At 53.9% G+C, this 21,566-nt stretch carries 18 protein-coding genes and 1 tRNA gene; 10 read left to right on the forward strand and 9 right to left on the reverse strand.

Annotated elements, in window-relative coordinates; all coding sequences use genetic code 11:
- Nucleotides 1–30: 30 nt before the first annotated feature.
- Both ACR0AC_RS03070 and ACR0AC_RS03075 read right to left on the reverse strand, forming a co-directional pair.
- On the reverse strand, nt 31–405 hold the full coding sequence (locus ACR0AC_RS03070) for a GFA family protein (protein ID WP_170452277.1): 375 nt from the start codon (nt 403–405) through the stop codon (nt 31–33).
- Between the two features lie 20 nt (nt 406–425).
- The gene (locus ACR0AC_RS03075; protein WP_170453125.1) at nt 426–1,412 is read right to left on the reverse strand and encodes a 2-hydroxyacid dehydrogenase; all 987 of its coding nucleotides are present in this window, start codon (nt 1,410–1,412) and stop codon (nt 426–428) included.
- Nucleotides 1,413–1,607: 195 nt separating this feature from the next.
- On the opposite strand from ACR0AC_RS03075, the gene ACR0AC_RS03080 reads away from it, so the two are divergent.
- The 3 genes from ACR0AC_RS03080 to ACR0AC_RS03090 all read left to right on the forward strand — a co-directional run bounded on the left by ACR0AC_RS03080 (nt 1,608) and on the right by ACR0AC_RS03090 (nt 3,347).
- The gene (locus ACR0AC_RS03080; RefSeq protein WP_170453126.1) at nt 1,608–2,072 is read left to right on the forward strand and encodes an SH3 domain-containing protein; all 465 of its coding nucleotides are present in this window, start codon (nt 1,608–1,610) and stop codon (nt 2,070–2,072) included.
- A 116-nt stretch (nt 2,073–2,188) separates the two neighbouring features.
- Nucleotides 2,189–3,178: an NADPH:quinone reductase gene (locus ACR0AC_RS03085; protein ID WP_480871893.1), complete on the forward strand. Its 990-nt coding sequence runs from the start codon at nt 2,189–2,191 to the stop codon at nt 3,176–3,178.
- A 94-nt stretch (nt 3,179–3,272) separates the two neighbouring features.
- A tRNA-Gln gene (locus ACR0AC_RS03090) sits at nt 3,273–3,347 on the forward strand.
- A 207-nt stretch (nt 3,348–3,554) separates the two neighbouring features.
- Here ACR0AC_RS03090 and ACR0AC_RS03095 read toward each other — a convergent pair.
- The 6 genes from ACR0AC_RS03095 to ACR0AC_RS03120 all read right to left on the reverse strand — a co-directional run bounded on the left by ACR0AC_RS03095 (nt 3,555) and on the right by ACR0AC_RS03120 (nt 10,110).
- Complete coding sequence (locus ACR0AC_RS03095; RefSeq protein ID WP_480871895.1) at nt 3,555–4,190, reverse strand: tyrosine-type recombinase/integrase; 636 nt, start codon at nt 4,188–4,190, stop codon at nt 3,555–3,557.
- 59 nt (nt 4,191–4,249) lie between these two features.
- Complete coding sequence (locus ACR0AC_RS03100; RefSeq protein WP_480871897.1) at nt 4,250–4,726, reverse strand: hypothetical protein; 477 nt, start codon at nt 4,724–4,726, stop codon at nt 4,250–4,252.
- A gap of 355 nt (nt 4,727–5,081) precedes the next feature.
- The gene (locus tag ACR0AC_RS03105; protein WP_480871899.1) at nt 5,082–6,485 is read right to left on the reverse strand and encodes a hypothetical protein; all 1,404 of its coding nucleotides are present in this window, start codon (nt 6,483–6,485) and stop codon (nt 5,082–5,084) included.
- A 1,320-nt stretch (nt 6,486–7,805) separates the two neighbouring features.
- A complete protein-coding gene (locus ACR0AC_RS03110) occupies nt 7,806–9,434 on the reverse strand; it encodes a recombinase family protein (RefSeq protein WP_480871901.1) in 1,629 nt (542 codons plus the stop codon).
- Nucleotides 9,434–9,850 carry a DUF2924 domain-containing protein gene (locus ACR0AC_RS03115; protein ID WP_170452282.1) on the reverse strand — a complete coding sequence of 139 codons (417 nt, stop codon included), beginning with the start codon at nt 9,848–9,850 and terminating at the stop codon, nt 9,434–9,436. Before ACR0AC_RS03115 ends, ACR0AC_RS03110 begins: the two co-directional genes overlap by 1 nt.
- A 5-nt stretch (nt 9,851–9,855) precedes the next feature.
- Nucleotides 9,856–10,110, reverse strand: a complete 255-nt coding sequence (locus tag ACR0AC_RS03120; RefSeq protein ID WP_170452284.1) for a DUF3489 domain-containing protein — start codon at nt 10,108–10,110, stop codon at nt 9,856–9,858.
- A 641-nt stretch (nt 10,111–10,751) separates the two neighbouring features.
- On the opposite strand from ACR0AC_RS03120, the gene ACR0AC_RS03125 reads away from it, so the two are divergent.
- From ACR0AC_RS03125 to ACR0AC_RS03150, 6 genes are all read left to right on the forward strand, one after another.
- On the forward strand, nt 10,752–11,801 hold the full coding sequence (locus ACR0AC_RS03125; protein ID WP_480627353.1) for a sugar ABC transporter substrate-binding protein: 1,050 nt from the start codon (nt 10,752–10,754) through the stop codon (nt 11,799–11,801).
- A 167-nt stretch (nt 11,802–11,968) separates the two neighbouring features.
- The gene (locus ACR0AC_RS03130; protein ID WP_480871905.1) at nt 11,969–13,501 is read left to right on the forward strand and encodes a sugar ABC transporter ATP-binding protein; all 1,533 of its coding nucleotides are present in this window, start codon (nt 11,969–11,971) and stop codon (nt 13,499–13,501) included.
- Between the two features lie 12 nt (nt 13,502–13,513).
- On the forward strand, nt 13,514–14,674 hold the full coding sequence (locus tag ACR0AC_RS03135; protein ID WP_217354249.1) for a sugar ABC transporter permease: 1,161 nt from the start codon (nt 13,514–13,516) through the stop codon (nt 14,672–14,674).
- A 167-nt stretch (nt 14,675–14,841) separates the two neighbouring features.
- Entirely contained in the window at nt 14,842–15,825 is a 984-nt protein-coding gene (locus ACR0AC_RS03140; RefSeq protein WP_480871907.1) for a substrate-binding domain-containing protein, read from the forward strand.
- 60 nt (nt 15,826–15,885) lie between these two features.
- Complete coding sequence (locus ACR0AC_RS03145) at nt 15,886–16,869, forward strand: carbohydrate kinase family protein (protein ID WP_170451114.1); 984 nt, start codon at nt 15,886–15,888, stop codon at nt 16,867–16,869.
- Nucleotides 16,775–19,252, forward strand: coding sequence for a glycoside hydrolase family 65 protein (locus ACR0AC_RS03150; RefSeq protein WP_480871909.1), 2,478 nt, complete (start codon nt 16,775–16,777; stop codon nt 19,250–19,252). Before ACR0AC_RS03145 ends, ACR0AC_RS03150 begins: the two co-directional genes overlap by 95 nt.
- A 51-nt stretch (nt 19,253–19,303) precedes the next feature.
- On the opposite strand, the gene ACR0AC_RS03155 is transcribed toward ACR0AC_RS03150, so the two are convergent.
- Entirely contained in the window at nt 19,304–20,461 is a 1,158-nt protein-coding gene (locus ACR0AC_RS03155) for a sugar-binding transcriptional regulator (RefSeq protein ID WP_170451110.1), read from the reverse strand.
- A gap of 137 nt (nt 20,462–20,598) precedes the next feature.
- Here ACR0AC_RS03155 and ACR0AC_RS03160 point away from each other — a divergent pair, with 137 nt between their 5' ends.
- Complete coding sequence (locus tag ACR0AC_RS03160; protein ID WP_170451108.1) at nt 20,599–21,261, forward strand: beta-phosphoglucomutase family hydrolase; 663 nt, start codon at nt 20,599–20,601, stop codon at nt 21,259–21,261.
- Nucleotides 21,262–21,566 lie beyond the last annotated feature (305 nt).

Raw genomic sequence — 21,566 nt, forward strand, 5'->3', positions numbered from 1 at the left:
ACGGCAGAGTTCCGCCACACCGTTCATCACCTAATCTGCGCGGTCCCGATCGTATCGTTGCATGCCCTCAAATTCGGGCAGCCAGCCTTCCCGCCGGATTGTCCAGCATTCATATGTCGGTTTCAATTGGTCGGGTTGGTCAAAACTGCCCAAATGAACCTCGACCTCTTCTCCGGTTTGGGCAAATACCGGCGAACCGCAGATCGGACAAAATGACCGCCCCGCATAGCTGCGGACCTCTCCGCTGATCTCAACCGCGTCCCTGGGAAAGATGGCAGCGGCATAAAACAACGCTCCGTGATGCTTACGACAGTCAAGGCAGTGGCACATCCCAACCCGCGACGGAGGCCCATTTGCCGTTACGCGCACGCTGCCACAGCGGCATCCGGCCCGATAAACCTCCATCACAGTCCTTTCCCAATGCGCTATAGCATAGCGGGCACAACCTGATCCGGCGGGCGGTGGCCATCCTCAAACGTCTTGATGTTGATGATCACCTTCTCGCCCATCTCGATCCGCCCTTCCAACGTGGCCGACCCCATATGCGGCAGAAGCACAACGTTCGGCAATTGCCGCAGGCGCGGGTTCACATTGGTGCCGTGTTCATAAACATCCAGCCCGGCCCCGGCGATCTCACCCGCGCGGATCAGGCGGGTCAGGGCGTTCTCGTCCACCACCTCACCCCGCGACGTGTTCACAAGCACTGCCGAGGGCTTCATCAGCTTCAACCGTCGCGCATTCATCAGGTGAAAGGTCGATGGCGTTGACGGACAATTGACCGAGATCACATCCATGCGCGCCACCATCTGATCCAGGCTTTCCCAATAGGTCGCCTCAAGCTCTTCCTCGGTCTCGGGGCGCAGGCGGCGGCGATTGTGATAATGCACCTGCATGCCAAAGGCGCTGGCACGGCGGGCAACGGCCTGCCCAATCCGGCCCATGCCCAGAATGCCCAGACGTCGACCACCGATCCGGCCACCCAGCAATGCTGTGGGTGCCCACCCGGCCCAATCGCCCTGCTGCATCACGGCCAACCCTTCGGGAATGCGGCGCGTAACCGCCAGAATAAGGCCCATGGTCATGTCGGCCGTATCGTCGGTCAGCACACCCGGCGTGTTCGACACCAGAATGCCGCGCTGCCGGGCTGTGGCCACGTCGATATTATCGACACCCGCGCCATAGTTTGCGATCAGACGCAGGTTCTCACCCGCCTGCCCCAACAATCCACCGTCAATTGTGTCGGTCACTGTGGGTACCAGCACATCGGCCTCTTGCACCGCCGCGACCAGTTCTTCGCGTGTCATGGGCGCGTCATCCTCGCGCAGGCGAACATCGAACAACTCGCTCAACCGCGTTTCCACTGCCTCGGGCAACCGTCGCGTTACAACAACACTCAGACGTTCTCTTGGCACCTCAGCCCTCCCATCGCTTTGCAAACGCGCGCGCTCCATGGCATCGTGGCGCAGGATAAGGCGGGGCACAAGAACCCCTAAGGCATTGAGTCGACCTTTTTTCGAAAGCAGATCAACAGGCACAAGAGCAGACAGTCAGTGAGTGGTCTTCTACCGGTGAAACGCCGCTGTTTGGCGATCCTTACCGTGGTTCTTATGGCGTTCGGCCCAATCGCCGCCGCGACGCAAGAGGCGCGCGGCCCTGTCACGAATCTGCCCCTGCCCCGCTATGTCTCGATGAAAGCGGCCGAGGGGAATGTGCGGCGCGGCCCGTCCCTGACCCATCGAATCGACTGGGTGTTCAAACGTCGGGGCATGCCGCTGCAGATCACGGCAGAGTATGGCAACTGGCGCAAGGTACAGGACCGTGACGGAGCAGGCGGCTGGGTCCATTACGCGTTGCTGTCAGGTGTTCGGACCGTTCTGATCGAATCCGATATGTTGCCCGTCTACGCCCGCCCTGACCCAAATTCTCAGATCAATGCGCATTTCGAAACCGGAGTCGTCGCCCGCCTTGGCACCTGCTCATTGGATTGGTGCCGTATATCCGCAGGCGGCTATCGCGGCTGGACCTTGAAATCCAACCTCTGGGGCGTCGAACCCTCCGAAATCCGCGAGTAAGAGCCACCGCCTTGTGCTGGCTGCACCGCGCAATCGTTCGGGCGCGACCGAGGTTCGAATCTCTGGCAATGCCCCGCGACGCAGCTAAATTGACCTGACAGGGCCGAGGGGACACCATGAAAGCCATCACATATTCAGCATTCGGCGATGCGTCAGACGTTCTGAAACTGCAAGACCTTCCCGACGTGCCTCCGGCCCCAGGCGACGTGACCGTTGATCTGGCCTTTTCCGGTGTGAACCCCTCGGACGTCAAAGCGCGTGCCGGATCCAGACCCGGGGTCACGAAACCAGCGTTCCCGGCGATCGTCCCCCACAGCGACGGGTCCGGTGTAATCTCTGCCGTTGGAGAAGGCGTTCCAAAATCGCGGCTGGGTCAGCGCGTCTGGATATGGAATGGCCAGTGGAATCGCGCCTTGGGAACAGCGGCCACCCAAATCACACTGCCCTCGGATCAGGCGGTTGCCCTTCCTGACGCCGTCTCCCTGGAAACCGGGGCGGTTCTGGGCATTCCGGGCCTGACGGCCAGCCACGCTGTCTTTTCAGGCGGTGAAATTGAACGCCAAACCATTTTGATCCACGGCGGAGCAGGCACGGTCGGTTATCTGGCCGTCCAACTGGCGAAATGGGCAGGCGCCCGGGTCATTAGCACTGCACACCCTCGCAACCATGAGCGCGTGCGACAGGCCGGAGCGGAAACGGTACTGGACTACAGCGATCCTGATCTGGCCCAGCAAATCCTTGCCGCCAATGATGGCGTTCCGATCAACCGAATCGTCGATGTTGAATTTGGCCGGAATGTTGAAACAAATACTGCCGTGATCGCCGAGAATGGACGTATCAACGCGTTCGGCTCTGCGCAGGAGATGTCCCCCACCCTGCCCTTTTACCCCCTGATGTTCAAAGCTGTGACGCTTGAGCTTATCCTGATCTACCTTCTGCCGCCTGCACCGCGATCTGCGGCGATCAATCGGCTGCATGCAGCATTGGAAGATGGCAGCTTGATTTGCCCGGTTGAAACGATCCTGCCGCTACAGGATTGCGCATCCGCCCATGACCTTGTCCAAACCGGCAATCGCAACGGCGCAGTGCTGTTGAAAACCACCTGACGACCGGCCAAAAATATTTTTCCAAGGCAGTCGCATTTTTTACCCAAAAGCCCTTGAACCCCGCCAACAACAATCGTAGATAGCCGCTCACCGTTGGGGTGTAGCCAAGTGGTAAGGCAGCGGTTTTTGGTACCGTGTATCGTAGGTTCGAATCCTACCACCCCAGCCAAAATAATCTTTAAAAATCAAATTCTTAGCCAGATTATTGATCTGGTGAAAAGCTTCTTTCTGGTGCCATTTACCACGTTTTTTGTGGTAGATTCTCGCGTGCAGCACATTGAAACACCCAAATTCTGCCAAGGCCAACTGAAGTTCTGCGCTTGAAAATGGATAGCGGATCACGGTTCCGCTATCCTTCTTACAGCGAGCGCATCTTTCAAATTATCGCTTCGAAAGCCTTGGTCTTATACTTCTCCAACAAACTGCAGGATATTTCACCGAATCTGTCAGAACCATCATCAATCACGTGACCGTACTGTGACATCGTAAAACTCGCATTGTGATGCCCGAGCATCTTGAATGCCTCTAGGTACTTTCCCTCCAACATCACGGATGATGCAACGTAGTGCCTCAAGGCGTGGAAACCACGATGGCCAACACGTGCGTGTTCAAGAAGCGGGACCCAACAGTGGTTGCGGACCGAATGATAGTGCTTTGGATGTCCAGACTTTGACGCAAATACCCAAGGGCTTCTGCTAGACAACAGTTTCGATTTAAGGAGGTCTCTTAATTCCGGCACGATTGCCAGTTTACGATAGGCATTAACAGTCTTTAAATCACCCACTCGATCTGCTTGGGTCATGCCCCTTCTCAAAATGTCGACACGCCTAGATATCGACACGTGTGAAAAGCCTTGCGAAAAGTCCTCCCATCTCAGACCCAGCGCCTCCGATATTCTGACGCCCGTTGTCGCAAGCAATAAGATCAGCGGAGCATAGTCCCGCCATCTTACCACCTCGTGCGAGCGCCCAAAGCTGCAAAGGTGGTGAAGGCTCAGAAAAATCCTTCGCATTTCGTCGTCCGAAAATGTTCCCGGAGGTCTCTGCGGCGCTCGAGTATCTGGCTGGATACTCAGATTGCGGGCAAAGTGCTGGAAATCAAATCCCGGTCCACTCCCCAATTCAGGATTGCTTTTACAAGATTCAACACGTGCTCAGCAGTCTTGATTGAATGACACTCCCTTTTCAAAAAGATAATCAGTTCAATAAGTGTGTCTCGGTTCAAATCACCGATAGGGATTTCGCCTATCTCCGGAAGAATGAAGACATCTAGGTTATGTTGGTAGCCATGGAGAGTCGAAGTTTCCAAGGGGCGTTTGCCATCACGACCAACAGCGGATGCTTTCATGTACTCGTCCGCCAGCTCACCGAAACTCTTTTGTTCGACCCAGTGTTCTCCGCGCCCCTCAGCTCTGATCAACGATGCTAGACATTTCTTCGCTTCGCTCAGAGATCGAAACGTCTTTTCCTTCCTCTTGCCCGCTGTATATTTGCCGACTACCCGGTAAACAGTTCTTTCTCCTAACTTTCGTCTATACAAGCCAGCCATGGGTATCCTCCTTATGTGTTGGAAGCCCCCAATTTGGAGGGAAAATGGGAGGTTTGAAGGCTATTAAATTTTTGAAAAGTATAATAAAATACAAGAAATGGGCGCTCTGGGCTTCGCATTTCCTTGGGCATCCGAGTAAGCGTAGCTGACACCAAAGCGCTGATCTTTGCTTCAAGCGGATGTTCAGAGCACCTCAGAGCTCTTTTGCAATAGAAAACTAGCACTAGCCCCATTAACTAAGTACCGCCCCAGCCGGTATTGATTCCCCCCACCAAGAGGTTTGTTGGCGGGTTTCAGCCGAGGTGAAGGAGGCTTCTCACAGGTTTCCACGAGAAGCCTCATCCGATGATTGAAACTACGCTGCTGCGAAACTCGCCCCGCGCGATGACCATGCCCGCAGATAGGCTTCATACTCATCCAAGATGTCGGCTGTATCACCGACGGCAGGTCGCAAGGCTTGAATTTCTTCAAGCGCTCTAGGGATCGACATCCACGGCATGTCAGAAGCCATCATTCGGGATTGTAATTCGTCAAGGTATGCGGTGCGTTCAGCCTTCGGCAACCCTGTGGGCCACTCTGAACCCATCAGCAGTCTTCCCAGCTCTTGAGCACGAGGGTCTTGGAAGGAACAAACGATTTCCCACTTTTGCGATCGCTCGGCTCTGTGAAATGCCTCAAAAAGCGGACGGTCACCGGCCGTCGGGAAAAATCCACCAGAGTACAACTGGTCTTGTACGTGGACTCTATCATCATAGCCATCGCGTATAATCTGGCTTGCTGCGCAAATGGATGAAGCCAACGAAGCATCCAATCGCAGCCTATCCGCAAACCCACTGTCGTACTCGATATCTAACCGCGATACGGCGGGGTCACCTAAGGAAAACACAAGGGGCATCTTATTTGTAGAAACACCTACAATCGGGGTCACACCTCCCGACGACTTGAATGAGCGGACAAGTCGATCAGGGGGAACGCTGATTACTTTCTGCGGGTCGGCTGCGAGGTTCACGCACCACCATTTTGTGAAGACCTCTGCGTCGCGGCAGATTGGCATGAGGACCCGGATCATTGCTCTATCGCCTCGATGGTTCCAGTCCAATTTCACGACTGGTTGGCCCGAAGAAAGCAATTCGTCGACTGCGTTCTTTGAACGAATGCTGTGTGTGGCACGCCAGAGTTCTGGTGAACGCGCACGGATCGTATTCGCTACATGCATGGTGGCATCCACATCCCCCAATGCATCATGGGCATCATGGTTCGCAAACCCGAACGCAGGAGCTAAGTGTTCGAGCTTAAACGACCGCTTCCCTTTCTCATTGATAGGCAAATTGTATGCATCTGGATCACAAATCGCCGCAGCCTTAATAACTGGGAGAATGTCTAGACGATCATTCCCGCCGAACTGCGTCACGTACGGCTGCAACAGGTTTGCGTAGAAAGTATGCCGGAGAATCTCCTCATCGTACCCGATGATGTTATACCCAGTGACTACGGCAGGAGAGTATTGCTCGAAGAATGCATGAATCTCACGAGCAAGGGTGTAAGCGCTATTGGCCTGCCCCATCACCGAACTGATCTTCTGACCGGTGACAACAAGTGCAGCGGGGCTTGGCAAAACGTGCCTTGGCGGGCGGCCTCTTAGGTTTATGGCAGATAGTTCTGTTCCCGTCTGATCATAGACTTTTGCTGCGAACTGCAGCGGCGCTTCAAACGGCTTTTCGAGCCCAGTGGACTCCGTGTCATAGTTTAAGATTTGCATGTTCAGCATCCTTTGGCTGACTGCATGCTGATCGCCACATCAACTTGACATTAACGTCTTAAATGGCAAATTGAAGACAGCGCTCGGCATACCGAGTGTTACAATTAAGGCGGGGGCCGGCTTGTAGTCGCCAAACTTGGACCGGCCTCCCGTCCGCTAATCTACTTTCGCTCTACCTCCTCTCGCTTAGCCAAGTTCCAGGTTCCTTTCTTATCATCGTAGACCAGCCGTCCTTCGCTTTTGAATCGTGTAAGCTGGCTACGGAATGTGCTCGGTGACATTGACGGGAAATGGCGCGAAATCTGCCGATAGATATCGGAGGCCGACGCCCCACTTTCACGATAGAATGCATTTTTGGTCAAGAAACTCGCCAGTTGACCAAGCACTGCAAACTTATGAGCCGTTCGCTTGTTTACTGCGTCACCCGGAATGAGAAGGTGGCGATTGAATTGAAGTGACTCGGTGAGCTTCCACAAGCGCGCCTCGTCGTTGAGGTCATCGACCTCACTTTGTATGGCCGCTTGTCGGGCCCGTATTTGCACAATCACCTCTTCCATACGATCAAAATGAGGTTAACAAACGATTGCTGCAAGAGGGTATCTTCGCAGCAATACGCTGCTGAAGTCTATTGTGACGCATTATTTTTCAATATGTTATGTTATTGACTTCTCACCCAAACTGCCTTACCCTCAATCTTTGATTGAGGGTAAGGCAGTTTGAATTTTCTTGCTGAATTTCGACTTTTTTTGATCCAGCTTGAAAACGGCTCACTAAAGCATATGCAGAACTACGCGCAGCTCAAATGCGGGGTGAGTTTATGTGCAAGTCCAAACTATGCAGTAATCGATACTCTTGGTCATCTAAACTCAATTCACCGGCGCGTATGCCCAAACTCCAAAGCTAATAACTGTGGTAATTTACCACAGCAATCGATGTCGTGTGATGGATTGTGATGTGCATTGTAAGAGAAACATGACTCAGTCCAAAAAAATGCAAGCAAATATGCACACCTCTGCACCTTGGGTCAGCTAACAACTTGTACTTAAAGTAAAAATTGCAAGAAATTGTGACACAAAGTAAGCGATAATTGCATTTTGGTACCGTGTATCGTAGGTTCGAATCCTACCACCCCAGCCATGATTTTCCATTAAATCACACACTGAATAATTGGTTGCCGATTGTGGCTAATTTTCAGGGACTTAGTTTTTGACGATTCGAGCTGAGACGCGAACGTGAGCACAACAATAGCCGATTTCGGGCCGCAGTCTCAGTACGCGGTTCCGGCGGTACGAGTTTGGTGACTTTGGGAGAGTCTGTAGATCAGAGCGCAGCGAACTGCTGGCGCTGTTCTGACCAGATCGCTGGGAAGCCGGACTTGATTAGGTAATCCGTGGTCAGGCCGTCAGGTTGCTCGCCTGCAGCGATGGCATCCAGAACATCAGGCGCTAGCATGGCCAGATCGACCACATCCTGAACGCGGCGTTTGGAAATGCCCTCTTCTTCAGCAATCTCAGAAAACGTTCTGCCGTCAATAATCATCGCCAACAATTGGCGCGCCTTGATTATGTTGCGGACAAGTGTCTGATCGATCTCAGGAGGCGGATCGCCCAAGTGCAATTTCAGTTCCACGCCTCTGCGGCGCATCTGGAATGGAGCTTCAATTGTTAGTTCTTCGGCATTGACCTGATCCGCTCTGCACTCGATCATCCGGGCCAGTGCCTGTAGATCCAGCTGCAGACTCAGCGACCCCTGTCGTATGTCTGCCCGCGCAATCAGGTCGAGGCATTTCCTGACGGACTGGCAATTTCTGAGATGCTCCGCTGCTGAAGCAATTTCGGCCGCAGACATATCCTGTAGCATTGATGTCACAGCGTTCGGTCGGCTTAGGTGTTGTCTAACCACTTCAGCCAGGAGGTTCTCAAGCTGTTCTGCAGGCAGTCGCCACGTATCGGGAAACTTCTGACTGCGATCCGTCACAAGACGACCAGAGATATAGTACCGCAACAGCTTTCCATTTTTGCGACTATGGCTGGGCGTCAGCCGATCTCCGGTCTCATCATAGAGCTTTCCGGCCAGTGCTGATCGCTTTGCTTTCTGCTTAACGCCGCGCTCCCTTACTGCGCCATCTTTCAGCAGCTGCTGCACCCGCTCCCACACCGCCGGGTTGATGATGGCAGGATGCTGCCCCTCATAAACCCGACCCTTGTGTCGGATGTGGCCAGCATAGATTGGGTTGCTGATCAGATGATGGATGTATCCGCGATCGAAGAACGTACCACCTGTCACGCGTCCGCCAGAACGTTCCCGGCGGCGCGACCGGAGACCCAGTGCTTCCGCCTGCTCTTTCACGTCAAGAATGGTCTGATGCTCCAGATAGAGATCGTAGAGCGTCCTGATGATCTCAGCTTCTTCTTCGTCGATTTTGAGCGTCCGGCCGTCAGCCTGATACCCAAGTGGAACGTTCCCGCCCATCCAAAGACCCTTGCGTTTTGAGGCAGCAATTTTATCCCGGATACGCTCAGCGGTGACTTCCCGTTCGAACTGAGCGAAGCTGAGCAGCACGTTGAGTGTCAGGCGACCCATACTGGTCGACGTATTAAAGGACTGGGTAACGGACACAAACGATGCGTCGGCCGCGTCGAGGCGTTCGACCAGCTTTGCAAAATCAGCCAGCGAGCGCGTCAGCCGGTCAATCTTGTAGACAACAATCTGATCCACGCGTTTCTGGTCAACAGCCTGCATCAGCCGCTGCAACGCCGGGCGGTCAAGATGACCGCCCGAGATACCGCCATCGTCATAGTGATCCGGCAATAATTCCCAGCCCTCATGCTTCTGGCTCGCGATGTATGCTTCACAGGCTTCCCGCTGGGCATCGAGTGAGTTGAAATCCTGCTCCAGCCCCTCCTCCGAGCTTTTCCGAGTGTAAATGGCGCAGCGGATGCGTCGCATCACTGAACCCCGAAGAAGCGCGGCCCGGACCAGTGCGCTCCGGTGATGTGCTTTGCTATGGCGGACAGGGAACGCCATGTTTTGCCGTCCATGACGAACCCGCGATCAACCACTTCAATCTGATAGGTGCGTCCGTTCCATTCCCGCACTAGATGTGAACCCGGCTTCAGACTAGGAGGCGGCGTTTTTCCCAACGCGATATTCTGCAATCGGCGTTCTGTCTTCGCAGACAACCCTCCCAATTCCCGGTTCTGTAGTTCCCAGATTAGTACCCGTTTCATGAACTGCGGGGACAGGTATTTTGGCGGCGACCGACCGAACACTTCCCGCCATCGGTCAAGACAGCCGAGGCGATCTAGGTGTTCAATGTCGTCAAATGTCTTCGCAAGGTCACGATCCGCGCGCGTAGGATCCATGGCGATCACACCGACTTCACTATCCGGTAGAGCGTACCTTTGCCAGATCCAGATCGCTCAACAGTATGTCCCGCCTTGCGCAACATCGAAATCGCCGCGCGCGCGGAATGCGGTTGCCACCCAAAGGCGTTCTGAATCTGCGCAATCGTTGCACCAGCCTTGCGGGACAACAGTTTCTGCAACTGTTGCTGTCGCGTCGGGTTGTTCCGGGCGGGTTTGGCGGGTGGTGTTTTGATTTCCGTATCACATGAAGTTGTCATTGATGTCTCCACTTTGCGGGCACAGGCTGATCCTGCGCCCTGTACTGAGTGGAGCCCGGGTGCCCCGAGCGAATCTCAACCGTCGTCAGTACCACTTCCGTACAAGCCAAAGTCCAGTTGTTTACTGTAAGAATCGGGCGGAAAGCAGACCTTCGCTACTCTCGCGAAATAGCCATTCGCATTCTTGGTTAGCGGCCATTCGACAGCGGTTGCATGAATTGACCTATTGGTCCGCTTGAGCACGCCAACAGAAAAAACACCAGACGGTGTCGGCCTGGCGATCTCATCAGGATGTTTGATTGCCGATTTCGCGGCTTTACAACCCGCTTCGCGATTACGGTACAACTCTGTCGCGGCCTGACCAAGAGACTTCAGTGTTTTCGATTAGTGAGTGGCAACCTATTATGGTGTTGTTAAATATGTAAAATCCCTTTGGGCGCAGGGATCCCAACTGCGCTGTGAATATTTATGCTTTCTAAATATACAAATTCTCCTCTCAATCTTCACCGCTATGTTAGCGTTATCGCTTTGAGATTGACGCTTGTTCTCACCGGTTAGCCGGCACCCAGCACAATTTGCGAAGCATTTCGCGTTGTCGGCCCAATTGGCCCGGCAGCCAAGGAACATACACTGGAGGAAATATGTCCCTGATGCAGACCATTACCCGTAGAGCCGCCTTGCTTTCTGTCGCCGCTGTCGCACTGACTGCCGGGACAGCGTATGCAGGCGATGTCAAAATTGGCTTTCTGCTGAAAACCATGCAGGAAGAGCGCTACAAACGTGACCGCGCCGCGTTTACTGCGAAAGCAGAGGAACTGGGCGCCGAAGTTATCTTTGATTCAGCGAACAATGACGAGCTGACTCAGCTGGCTAAGTTTGAAAACATGCTTGCCAAGGGCGCAGACGTCATCGTGTTGCAGCCTGTGAACACCGGTACCGCCGGAAGCATGGTCAGCATGGCAAACAGCGAAGGTGTGCGCGTCGTCGGATATGACTCGATGCTCGTGGACGGGCCGCTGGATGCGATGGTGATGCAAGACAGCTGGGCCGTGGGCCGCCTGCAAGGCGAAGCCATGGTCGAATGGCTTCAGGACAAGAACGGAGAGGTGTCCGGCAAGATCGCCTTGATTCAAGGTCAACCCGGCGACTCCAACGCGATTGCCATGAGCAGCGGTGTGTTGGAGATTGTCGAAGCGAACCCGGGGTTGGAACTGGTGACCAATCAGGCGCATGAAGGTTGGTCATCCGAGAAGGCAATGGCGACTGCGGAAAACACGCTTACTTCAAACAGCAACGGCATCGACGCATTTATCGCCAACAACAGCGGCATGGCCCGTGGTGTTATCGCGGCATTGGAAGCACAGGGTCTGGCGTCATCAGACAAAGTGTTTGTGGCCGGATCTGATGCCGACCTGGCCAATATCCAATATGTTGCGCAAGGCAAGCAAGCCGTTGAAATCTGGAAGCAGATCGATCCTCTGGCTGAAACCGCGGCAGAAGTGGCCGTTGCTCTGGCTGCTGATCCGGACACCGCGCCCGCCGATTTGGTCGAGGTGGACAAGGTTATCAACAACGGTTTCGCCGATGTGCCGACAATCGTGACTCCGATCACGCTTGTGACACAGGACAACATCGATGACACGATCATCGCTGGCGGCTTCTACTCCAAGGAAGAGGTCTACGGGAACTGATCCCAAGGACTGTTTCCTGAAGGAGGGCGTTTCGCCATTTGGCTCCCTATGCGTGTACTCCCCGCGCGCGGCTTCATGGTGCCCTCCTTCCTTAACCCCTCACGGCGAGACTGCCGGTCAGGGTGGGGAATGTCCGAAACACCTTTCTGAATGTGATGGGAAAAAGCATGTCTGAAGTCGTCCTGAAAATGCAGGGTATTATCAAGGATTTTCCCGGAGTTCGCGCCCTGAACAATGTCAATTTCGAAGCCCGCTCGGGCGAGCTTCTGGCGTTGATGGGAGAAAACGGAGCGGGCAAATCCACGTTGATGAAAGTGCTCAGCGGCGTGTGGCCGTATCCGACCTACGAAGGCGATATCTTTCTGCACGGCGAAAGAGTCCGATTCGCGAATACGAAAGAGGCCGAGGCGGCCGGCATTGGCATCATCTATCAGGAACTCAACCTGATCCCCGGCCTTTCGGTTGCCGAGAACATCTTTCTGGATCGCCAGTTCACCGATGCCAAGGGCAGAATCAACTGGAATCAAACCTTTGCCGAGACTCAGAAATTGCTGACCGAACTGGGCATCAACGACATTCGCCCGACCGATCTGGTGCAGAATATCACCGTGGGCAAACAGCAGATGGTCGAAATTGCAAAGGCGCTGTCGCTCAAGGCAGAGATACTGGTGCTGGACGAACCTACGTCGGCACTGACGGATAAGGAGGTCAAGGATCTCTTCCGTATCATCCGCAAGCTGAAAGCCGACGGCGTCTGCATGTGCTACATCTCGCACAAGATGGAAGAGATCGAGCAGATCGCCGACCGGATTGCGGTTCTGCGCGATGGCCAGACCATCGGTGAAGTCACGCCTATCGCGGATATCACGCTTGATCAGATCATCGCCCGAATGGTCGGGCGCGACATCAAGGATATGTTTCCCAAGGTCGATTTCACACCGGGTGAGGTGACTTTAGAGGTCAACGATCTGTCCGTCACAAACCCCGATCTGCCTGGCAGCTATCTGGTCAAGAACGCCAGCTTCGTTGCCCGCAAAGGCGAGATATTGGGCATCTCCGGGCTAATGGGCGCTGGCCGGACCGAGCTGGTTGGCGGTGTATTCGGTGCCTATCCAAACCAGACCACCGGTGAAGTGAAGCTGAACGGGCAAAAGCTGGACATCAAATCGCCGAAGGACGCCATTGATGCCGGCATCGCGCTGCTGACCGAGGACCGTAAGGCGCTGGGTCTGTTTCTGGACAAATCCATTTCCTTCAACACGACGATTTCCTCGCTTGAGACGATCAGTTCCAAGGTTCTGGGCATTATCAACACCCAGCAGGAGCGCAAAGTCGTTAAGGAATATGTCGACCAGCTTGGAGTCAAAACACCCTCGATCGACACGGTGATTGGCACGCTCAGCGGCGGCAACCAGCAGAAGGTCATTCTGGGTAAGTGGCTGAACTCACGCCCAGATGTGTTCATTCTGGATGAACCTACGCGCGGGATCGATATCGGCGCCAAGGTCGAGATTTACAAGCTGCTGAACGAATTGGTCCAGCAAGGTGTCACGGTCATCATGATCTCATCGGAACTGCCCGAGGTTTTGGGCATGTGCGACCGGATACTGGTGATGTGCGAAGGCGAGATCGTGTCGAACTTTGAACGGGACGACGCGAAGAAAGAAGCAATCATGGCGTATGCCACCGGCAGCGCATAAGGGAGGAAGCAAATGAGTGCTGACAGCAACGTTGCAGGTGTTGGCGTCAATGGCGCCAAGGAAAACCACCTGATAAACTTCATAAAGGACAACGCGACGCTAATTGCGTTGATCGTGCTTGTCGTCGGGCTCAGCTTTGCCGACGACGCGTTTTTCACCGCGAGGAACCTTAGCAACCTGTCCCGTCAGGTTACCATCATCGGGATCATTGCCGTAGGCATGACTATGGTCATTCTGATTGCGGGTATTGACCTATCCGTTGGCTCTGTCGTCGGGTTATCAGCGGTCGTCTGTACGCTCATGATGCAATGGGGCGTGCCGACAATATTGGCGGTGCCTGCAACCCTTTTGATCGTGGGTGTCGGAATAGGTCTGTGGAACGGGTTCTGGATAGCCAAGTTCAACATACCACCATTCATCATAACCCTTGGAATGCTGACCATTGCACGCGGTTTGGCTCTGACCCTGACCAACGGCAGTTCTGTACCGGTAACGAGTAATGTGTTTCCATTGATTGGTGGTGCTTATATCCCGCCGATGATGTCCAGTATCGTACTGATCGTGTGTGCTGCGCTTGCTGTCTATTCGATCTTCCGGGACGTCCAACAAAGCAAAGCTCACGGCGTCGAAGTGAACATGCAAGAGCTGTTGGTCAACGGGGCCGTGATGATTGGTGGTTTTGCTTTGGCCTTCCACGTGTTCACCAGCTACAAGGGGATCCCCGTTCCTGTTGCGATCTTTGCAGTCATTGCGTTTGCCGGGATCTATACGCTGAACAGCACCCGCTTTGGTCGCCGCCTCTATGCACTTGGCGGAAACGAGGATGCGGCTCGGCTGTCCGGCATCAACGTCGTCCGCACCAAGATGATTGTCTATACGGTCATTTCGGTCCTGTCGGCGCTGGCTGGTATCATCCTGGCCTCACGTCTGAACGGTGCCTCACCCAACCTTGGAACCATGTTTGAGCTTGATGCGATTGCAGCGGTTGTTATCGGCGGTACCAGCCTGGCGGGTGGTTCTGGCAAGGTGAGTGGAACCATCATCGGTGCCCTGCTGATCGGGGTCCTGAACAACGGTATGAGCCTGCTTGGTGTGGTCACGTTCTATCAGTTGATCATCAAGGGCCTGATCATCATCCTCGCCGTCTGGTTCGATGTGATGCAGAAGAAATAATGTTGCTGGCCTGCCCCCGGTCACACGCACCGGGGGCAACGCCAAAATCCCCGAAAACTTGAATGACAGTTGGGAGGTAAGCGATGGTCCAGTCCATTTTAGCAACCTTACGCACAAATGGCCTCAAAGCTTTGGGTTTGGCCGGCCTTCTATCCGCATCGCTGCCAATGATCGCGGCAGCACAGGACAACGCTAAAATCGGGTTCCTGCTCAAGACCATGCAGGAAGCCAGATACCAGACTGACAAATCCCTATTCATTGCACGCGCGGAATCCCAAGGCGCAGATGTGATCTTTGATAGCAGCGGCAATGATCCATTGCGTCAGTTGCAGCAGGTTGAGGAAATGCTGGAATCGGGGGTGGACGTTCTGGTCCTGCAACCCGTCAACACTGCAACCGCTGGTGCCCTTGTTGATTTGGCCCACGATCAAGGCGTCAAAGTCGTCGGGTACGACTCGATGCTGCAGGACGGGCCGCTTGACGTCATGGTTATGCAGGACAGTTGGGCTGTCGGGCAGCTTCAGGCCGAAGCGATGGTGGACTGGTTGAATGATACCCGCGGTGAGGTCAAAGGCCGGGTCGCCCTGATCCGCGGTCAGCCTGGTGATGCCAATGCCGAAGCGCTCAGCAGCGGTGTGCTGAAAGTGATTGCCGATCATCCTGGGCTCGAGCTTGTTGCGGATCGCAGCCATGTAGACTGGTCTCCCGATATGGCCAGAGACACTGCCGAGAACCTACTGGTCGAATATGACAACGACATCGATGCGTTCATCGCCAACAACAGCGGGCTTGCCTTTGGGGTTCTGGCAGCATTGTCGGATGAGGATCTGGCATCGGCTGATCAGGTCTTTGTTGCCGGGTCAGATGCTGATCTGAAGAATGTTCAAATGGTGGCCAATGACATACAGGCGCTGGAAATCTGGAAGCAAATCAAGCCCCTGGCCTATGAGGCGGCGGATATTGCCGTGAAAATAGCGCAGTCCCCAGATGCCGAAATCAGCGAACTGATCGGTGAGCATACGCTGATCGACAATGGTTTCGCGGAAATCCCGACGGTTATCACACCTGTTTTCCCAGTGTCAAAAGATACGATCGACAGCACGGTGATCGATGGCGGTTTCTATACCAGCGAACAAATCTATCAGAACTGAAGCTGCTATAGTCACGCATACGAACGTCGGCAAAACAGCGAATACAAACAAGGGACCGAAATGTCTGACAAGATCAACGTCGCAGTCCTTGGCCCGATCCCAAGGGACAATATCACCAGCTATCAGGGTGAGAAATTCAATAAATTTGGCTGCGCAGTCTATACGGCGGTCTGTATGTCCTCGCTGGCCGGTCCGGGTTCGCAGATCAACGTTGTCAGCCATGTGCGCAGGTCGGACGTCGACAATGTTCGCAACTTGCTGTCTGAGTTTCCGTATCTGGATGTCAGCCATGTTACAGGCGACGCCGATCAGGGCGCGGTGATCGATCTGGTCTACGTCGATCAGAACCATCGCAACGAAAAGCAAACGGGTTTCATGAACCCGATCCTGCCCGAAGACATTAAAGACCTGATGGATTGCGACGCGTTCGTTTTCGTTCCAATCACGGATTTCGAGGTTCCGTTGGAAACGATCCGATACATCAAGGCCAACAGCGATGGTCTGGTTGTATTTGATGCGCATGGTCCCACCAGCGGGTGTTCAGCGCATGGAGAACGGTATCATAAGTTCTGGATCGACCGGGATCGCTGGCTTCCGCATATCGACCTTCTGAAGATGAATCTGGAAGAGGCTCAATGCAGTTGGTTCAAAGGGGAATACGGCTCTGACGAGTTGCAGGACATAAGCGAACTCACGATGGACCAGTTGCCCAAGTTCGCGCAACACTGCCTGGATCTGGGCGTCAAGGCGCTCTACGTCACGCTGGATCAACACGGCTGCGCCGTCTACCACAAGGACGCGACTGGCCGGATGCGGGAACATCTGGTCAAGCGGGTGCTTGTCGAGGATGTGGTCGACACCACGGGCTGCGGTGACAGCTTTGCTGGTGGTTTGGCTTTTGGCTACCTCAAGACTGGCGATTTCGTCACAGCCTGCCAGTTCGGAAACTGTGCAGGAGCGCAGCGCTGCTCGAGCAGCGAGCTGGATGTCTACGGATCACTGGAAGAAACCGAACGTCAGATTGCTGAAACCTACGGCGACTGAATTATCCGAAATATCACCCGAATGGAGCCCTGACATGCAGACGATGCTGAGCAGTAGCGACTGGCTGATCGAAGAAACTCAATTCAATCTGGATGAAGCGAACTTCAAGGAAACCATTTTCACGGTCGGCAACGGCTATCAGGGCACGCGTGGGTCTCTGGAAGAGGGCCACAAAGGAGAGCTGTCTGGCACCTATCTGGCCGGTGTTTACGATCACCATGACTCGACGGTGATCGATCAGGTCAATGTGCCGACCTGGTTGCCATTTCGGGTTCGTGTGGAAGGTGAAATTCTGGGCGTCCAGACGTGTAATGTTGTCGAACACAGGCGGGTATTAGATCTGCAGACCGGATTTCTGCATCGCGATACCCTGTTTGAAGATAGCACAGGCCGTCGCACTCGCATCACCAGCATCCGCTTTGCCAGTTTTGCCGATCAGCACATCTGTGGCATTCGCCTGATCGTCACTCCGGAAAACCACTCGTCCGAGATCACTGTCGAAAGCGCCCTTGATGCCCATCGATACAATCTGGATCGATTGCCAGCTTATCAGGGAAACCCGGATTTCCATCCCGAAGTAAAATGGGAAAAATGGGCCAAAAGCCGACACCTGAAGGTCACTCAGTCACATGCAAGCAGTGATGCGTCCTATATCGAAGCTCTGACTCTGGACACTGGCATTTCGATTGGCATGTCGTCTGCCTTGGATTGGCCTTCCTTTAGCGAGTTCAAAGGCGCAAACCTTGATTATGAGCAGGTTTCGCAAACCATTTCTGTCGAGGCGCTCAACGGGCAAAGTCTGACTTTCGAAAAGCTGGTGTCGATTTATACATCGCGAGATCTGAACGGCGCGGAATTGGCAGCCAAATGCGAAGCGTCTCTGGAGACCGCGCATGCCAAAGGGTTCTCCGCATGTCTAAGCGAAAGTGCCGCAGCATGGCGCAAAAAATGGGATTCCTGTGATTGTGTGGTGACGGGTGATCCTGAAGCAACGCGGGCGATGCGCTTCAACATCTATCACTTGCTTATAGCAGCCAACGAAAACGACCCGCGCGCGAACATCGGCGCCAAATCCATGTCTGGGGAAGGCTACAAAGGTCACGTTTTCTGGGATACCGAGATCTTCCTGCTGCCATTCTATATATTCACGCAGCCGGAGACGGCCAAAGCCCTTCTGAAATACCGTTACAATACGTTGAACGGCGCACTTGAGAATGCCCGCATGAATGGGCTTAAGGGCGCGCAGTACGCGTGGGAATCCGCTGATACCGGGGTGGAGACAACGCCAAAATGGACAGCGGACGGCGCGAACCGGATCTGGACCGGAGAAGAAGAGATTCACGTCACCGCATGTGTGGCATATGGCATCCTCAGTTATGTTGCGGCGACCGGAGACAAAGATTTCCTTCGCGATTTCGGGGCCGAGGTTTTGTATCAGACCAGCCGGTTCTGGATCAGTCGACTGGAATGGAACAAAGACATGGACCGGTACGAGCTGACAAACGTTATTGGGCCGGACGAGTTTCACGAGCATGTCGACAACAACACGTTCACCAACCGAATGGCGAAATGGCATCTGGAGCAATCCGCACGTGTTTTCAAAGAGTTCAGCGAGGCCTCGTCAGCGGTTCATGACGAATTGCGGATTCGGTTAGATTTAACAGAAAAGGAAGTGGATAATTGGCTGGAAACGGCCGAAAAAATCTATGTTCCCTTTGACCCGTCCCGCAATCTGATTGAGCAATTTGAAGGATATTTCCAGCTCAAGGACATTCCCATCACCGAATGGGACAAAAACCGTATGCCGGTCTACCCGGAGGGGCATGATCACTTTTCACTGAATGGCTCGATGCTACTCAAGCAACCTGACGTGATCATGTTGAACTATCTCTTGCCCGACGAGTTTTCAGACGAAATCAAAAAGGCGAACTATGCGTTTTATGAGAAACGCACGATGCACAAATCATCGCTCAGCCCGGCCATTCATTCGATCATGGGGATTGAAGTTGGCGACATTTCCTCGGCCCATCACTATTTCGAACGTTCTGCCTTTGTTGATCTAGTCAACAATCAGGGAAACACACAGGACGGGATGCATATCGCATCGGCCGGTGGCACCTGGCAGTCGCTTGTTTGTGGGTTTGGCGGGTTCCGGGTCAAGCACGGCAAGATGACGTTCAAACCCTGGCTGCCCGAGGCATGGTCCGGCATCCGGTTTAATCTGAAGTGGCAGGGGAATGACGTCGAAGTTCTGATTTCTCATGACGAGTGTCGGTTTAAGCTGATTGCTCCGTCCGGCACGAAAGAGGATATCGAGGTGATGGGCCATCCTGTTACTTTGATTGCCGGAGAGGAAGCGGTCTTAGCACCGCAGCCTGCGTGACAACCAAGATTTTTCTCGCAGGAATGGTCAAGGTGTGCCGAGGTGCTATCGTCAGTCTGCAAGAGCCTCAGCAACGCGCGTGTGCAGTTGTTCCGCTGCCGCGTGATCGATGAGCAATTCGTTAACAAGTCCCCGGGTGATCAGTTCGAATACCGTATCGCCTCGTTCCTTCTGAATCGCGACGACCACAACACCACTTTGATCAGGATCGTCAAATGCCCGATCTGCGATGGCTTTGACATGCTCTGTTTTGATCCCGGTCCACAGCCCGTTCAGCTCGTCAATCAGGTCCATCTTGGCCTGTGAAATTTCGGTTCTCGGGATCAAAATACCGCCAAGGTCCCCGACGACCAATTGCCGGAGATCGTCAGCCCTTAACCCGCCAGCCTGAACCAGCTCTTCAAAACTGCCCAGAACCGGAGTGCTTGAAGACCCGACGCTGGAAATCAACATATCCATTTTATCAATCAATGCGTCTGGACCCGAAAACACGCGGTGAAATCCCGGGGTGTCAGAGATGTACTGCCAAATGGAACGGCGCATGGTCTCATCGTAGTGACGGGGTATGTATGCCGGGAAACCAGTGAGCTGAGGGCTATCCTCCGGCTGATCGTTAAATAGCTCATCAAACGTTCCGGCAAGCCGGCTGGCAGAGTATCCATGCTGAGCCAGCGACATCAATTCTGCGCAAACCGCTGCAAACTCAGTCTTTTGCGACTTATCTATGGGCTGCCTTGAGGCTGCAATCCCTTCTGCCAGAGACTTGATTGTTCGACCCCACGCAACGCCGATGACGTTCGATTTCTCGATCAGTTCTATCAATCGTCCGGATGCGGTTCGTCCAAACCTGGTACGGCGCTGTGACAGCGCAGCCTCGGTGTTCCCCGGGCCGCTTTCAAACACCCCAAGCCGAGGCGGTCTAAGCTTGTTCCTGTTGCAATATCGCTTCAGATCAGAATTCAACCCTGAAGGAGCCAGCATTTCGTCCATCTGGGCAATCCACTCGTCTGAGAATTGTTCTTTGACGAAGCGTTGTTCGATGACCAAGTAGTTTTGGCGTTCAGCGTGTTTCAGTAACCGCGATACATGCGGTTGAGACAGGCCACCAAGAATTGCTCCTATCTCTACCTGCGACATGTTGTGCGTTGCGCGCATATAGGCAGCGCACTGGGCGCGTTCTTCAAATGGAAGTTTTTTAACGTCGATCATTTGTTCAATATTGTTCGTTAGCAGGATCCTGACAGCGTGAATAACTATGCCATATAAACATTCACATGCCAGCCGATTGAAGAAAAATCCTTACATGCTACGTGTTTCTTGCACAGGCTCGAACCAGGAGATTCAGCATGCCGATCAAAGGACTGATCTTTGACCTCGATGGTGTTTTGGTCGACACCGTACCGGCGCATTTTGCTGCTTGGAAACGCATGTTCGAAGAATACGGGTATGAGTTTGGAAGGGCGGAATACCGGCGACTTGTCGATGGGCGCCCTCGTTATGACGGCGCGCGCGCGGTCATGACCCGGCATTCGGAGAATGAAGTCAGAACCGCCGCAGACAAAAAAAATGACTATTATGTTGAAATGATCGAGCGAGGCGAATTTCGTGTCTTCGATGCTGCTGTGCACCTCGTAAGACAATGCCAGTCGGAGGGTTACGGGCTGGCGGCCGCTTCCAGCAGCGCCAATGTCCGAGCCGTTCTCGAAAAAGCTGGTTTGTTGGATGCCTTTCCGGTTGTTATCGGAGGCGACGATGTCGAAAAAGGGAAACCCAACCCTGATATATTCCTCACCGCCGCCAGCGGGCTGGGGCTTAATGTGGATGAATGTATCGTGATCGAGGATTCCTCTTCCGGTGTCGAAGCGGCAAAGAATGGTGGTTTCTATTGCGTAGGTCTTCTTCATGAAGATCACGAGAGTGAACTAACGGCTGCGGATTGCGTCATTTCTTCGCTGGCCGAGGTTGACATTGAGCAGATAGACGAATCCAAGTCGGAATTGCCTGTCTAAATACTTTTTTGCGACATAGAACTGGATTTTCTAGGGACAGATAACAGACTTCACCTAAATTTCAGTATCGTGTGCTCAACCTCTCACAACTCCGTGTGCCCGAGTTTGACTATTGGCCGCTTCGGTCAAGCTCCGATGCGGCGCTTGACTCTGCTGGGAAGGCACGGTTGGGACCGTTTACGCGCGTGTGAGGCGTTGGGCTGAAGGTCCAGAAAATCCGCGAACTGTTCGCTCGACCGATACCCTATGTTGTACTGGTAGCGAACGGCAGGTTTGACGGGCTGCACCGCAGCATCGAAGGTGTC

It is taken from the genome of Ruegeria sp. H7 (assembly GCF_056532945.1).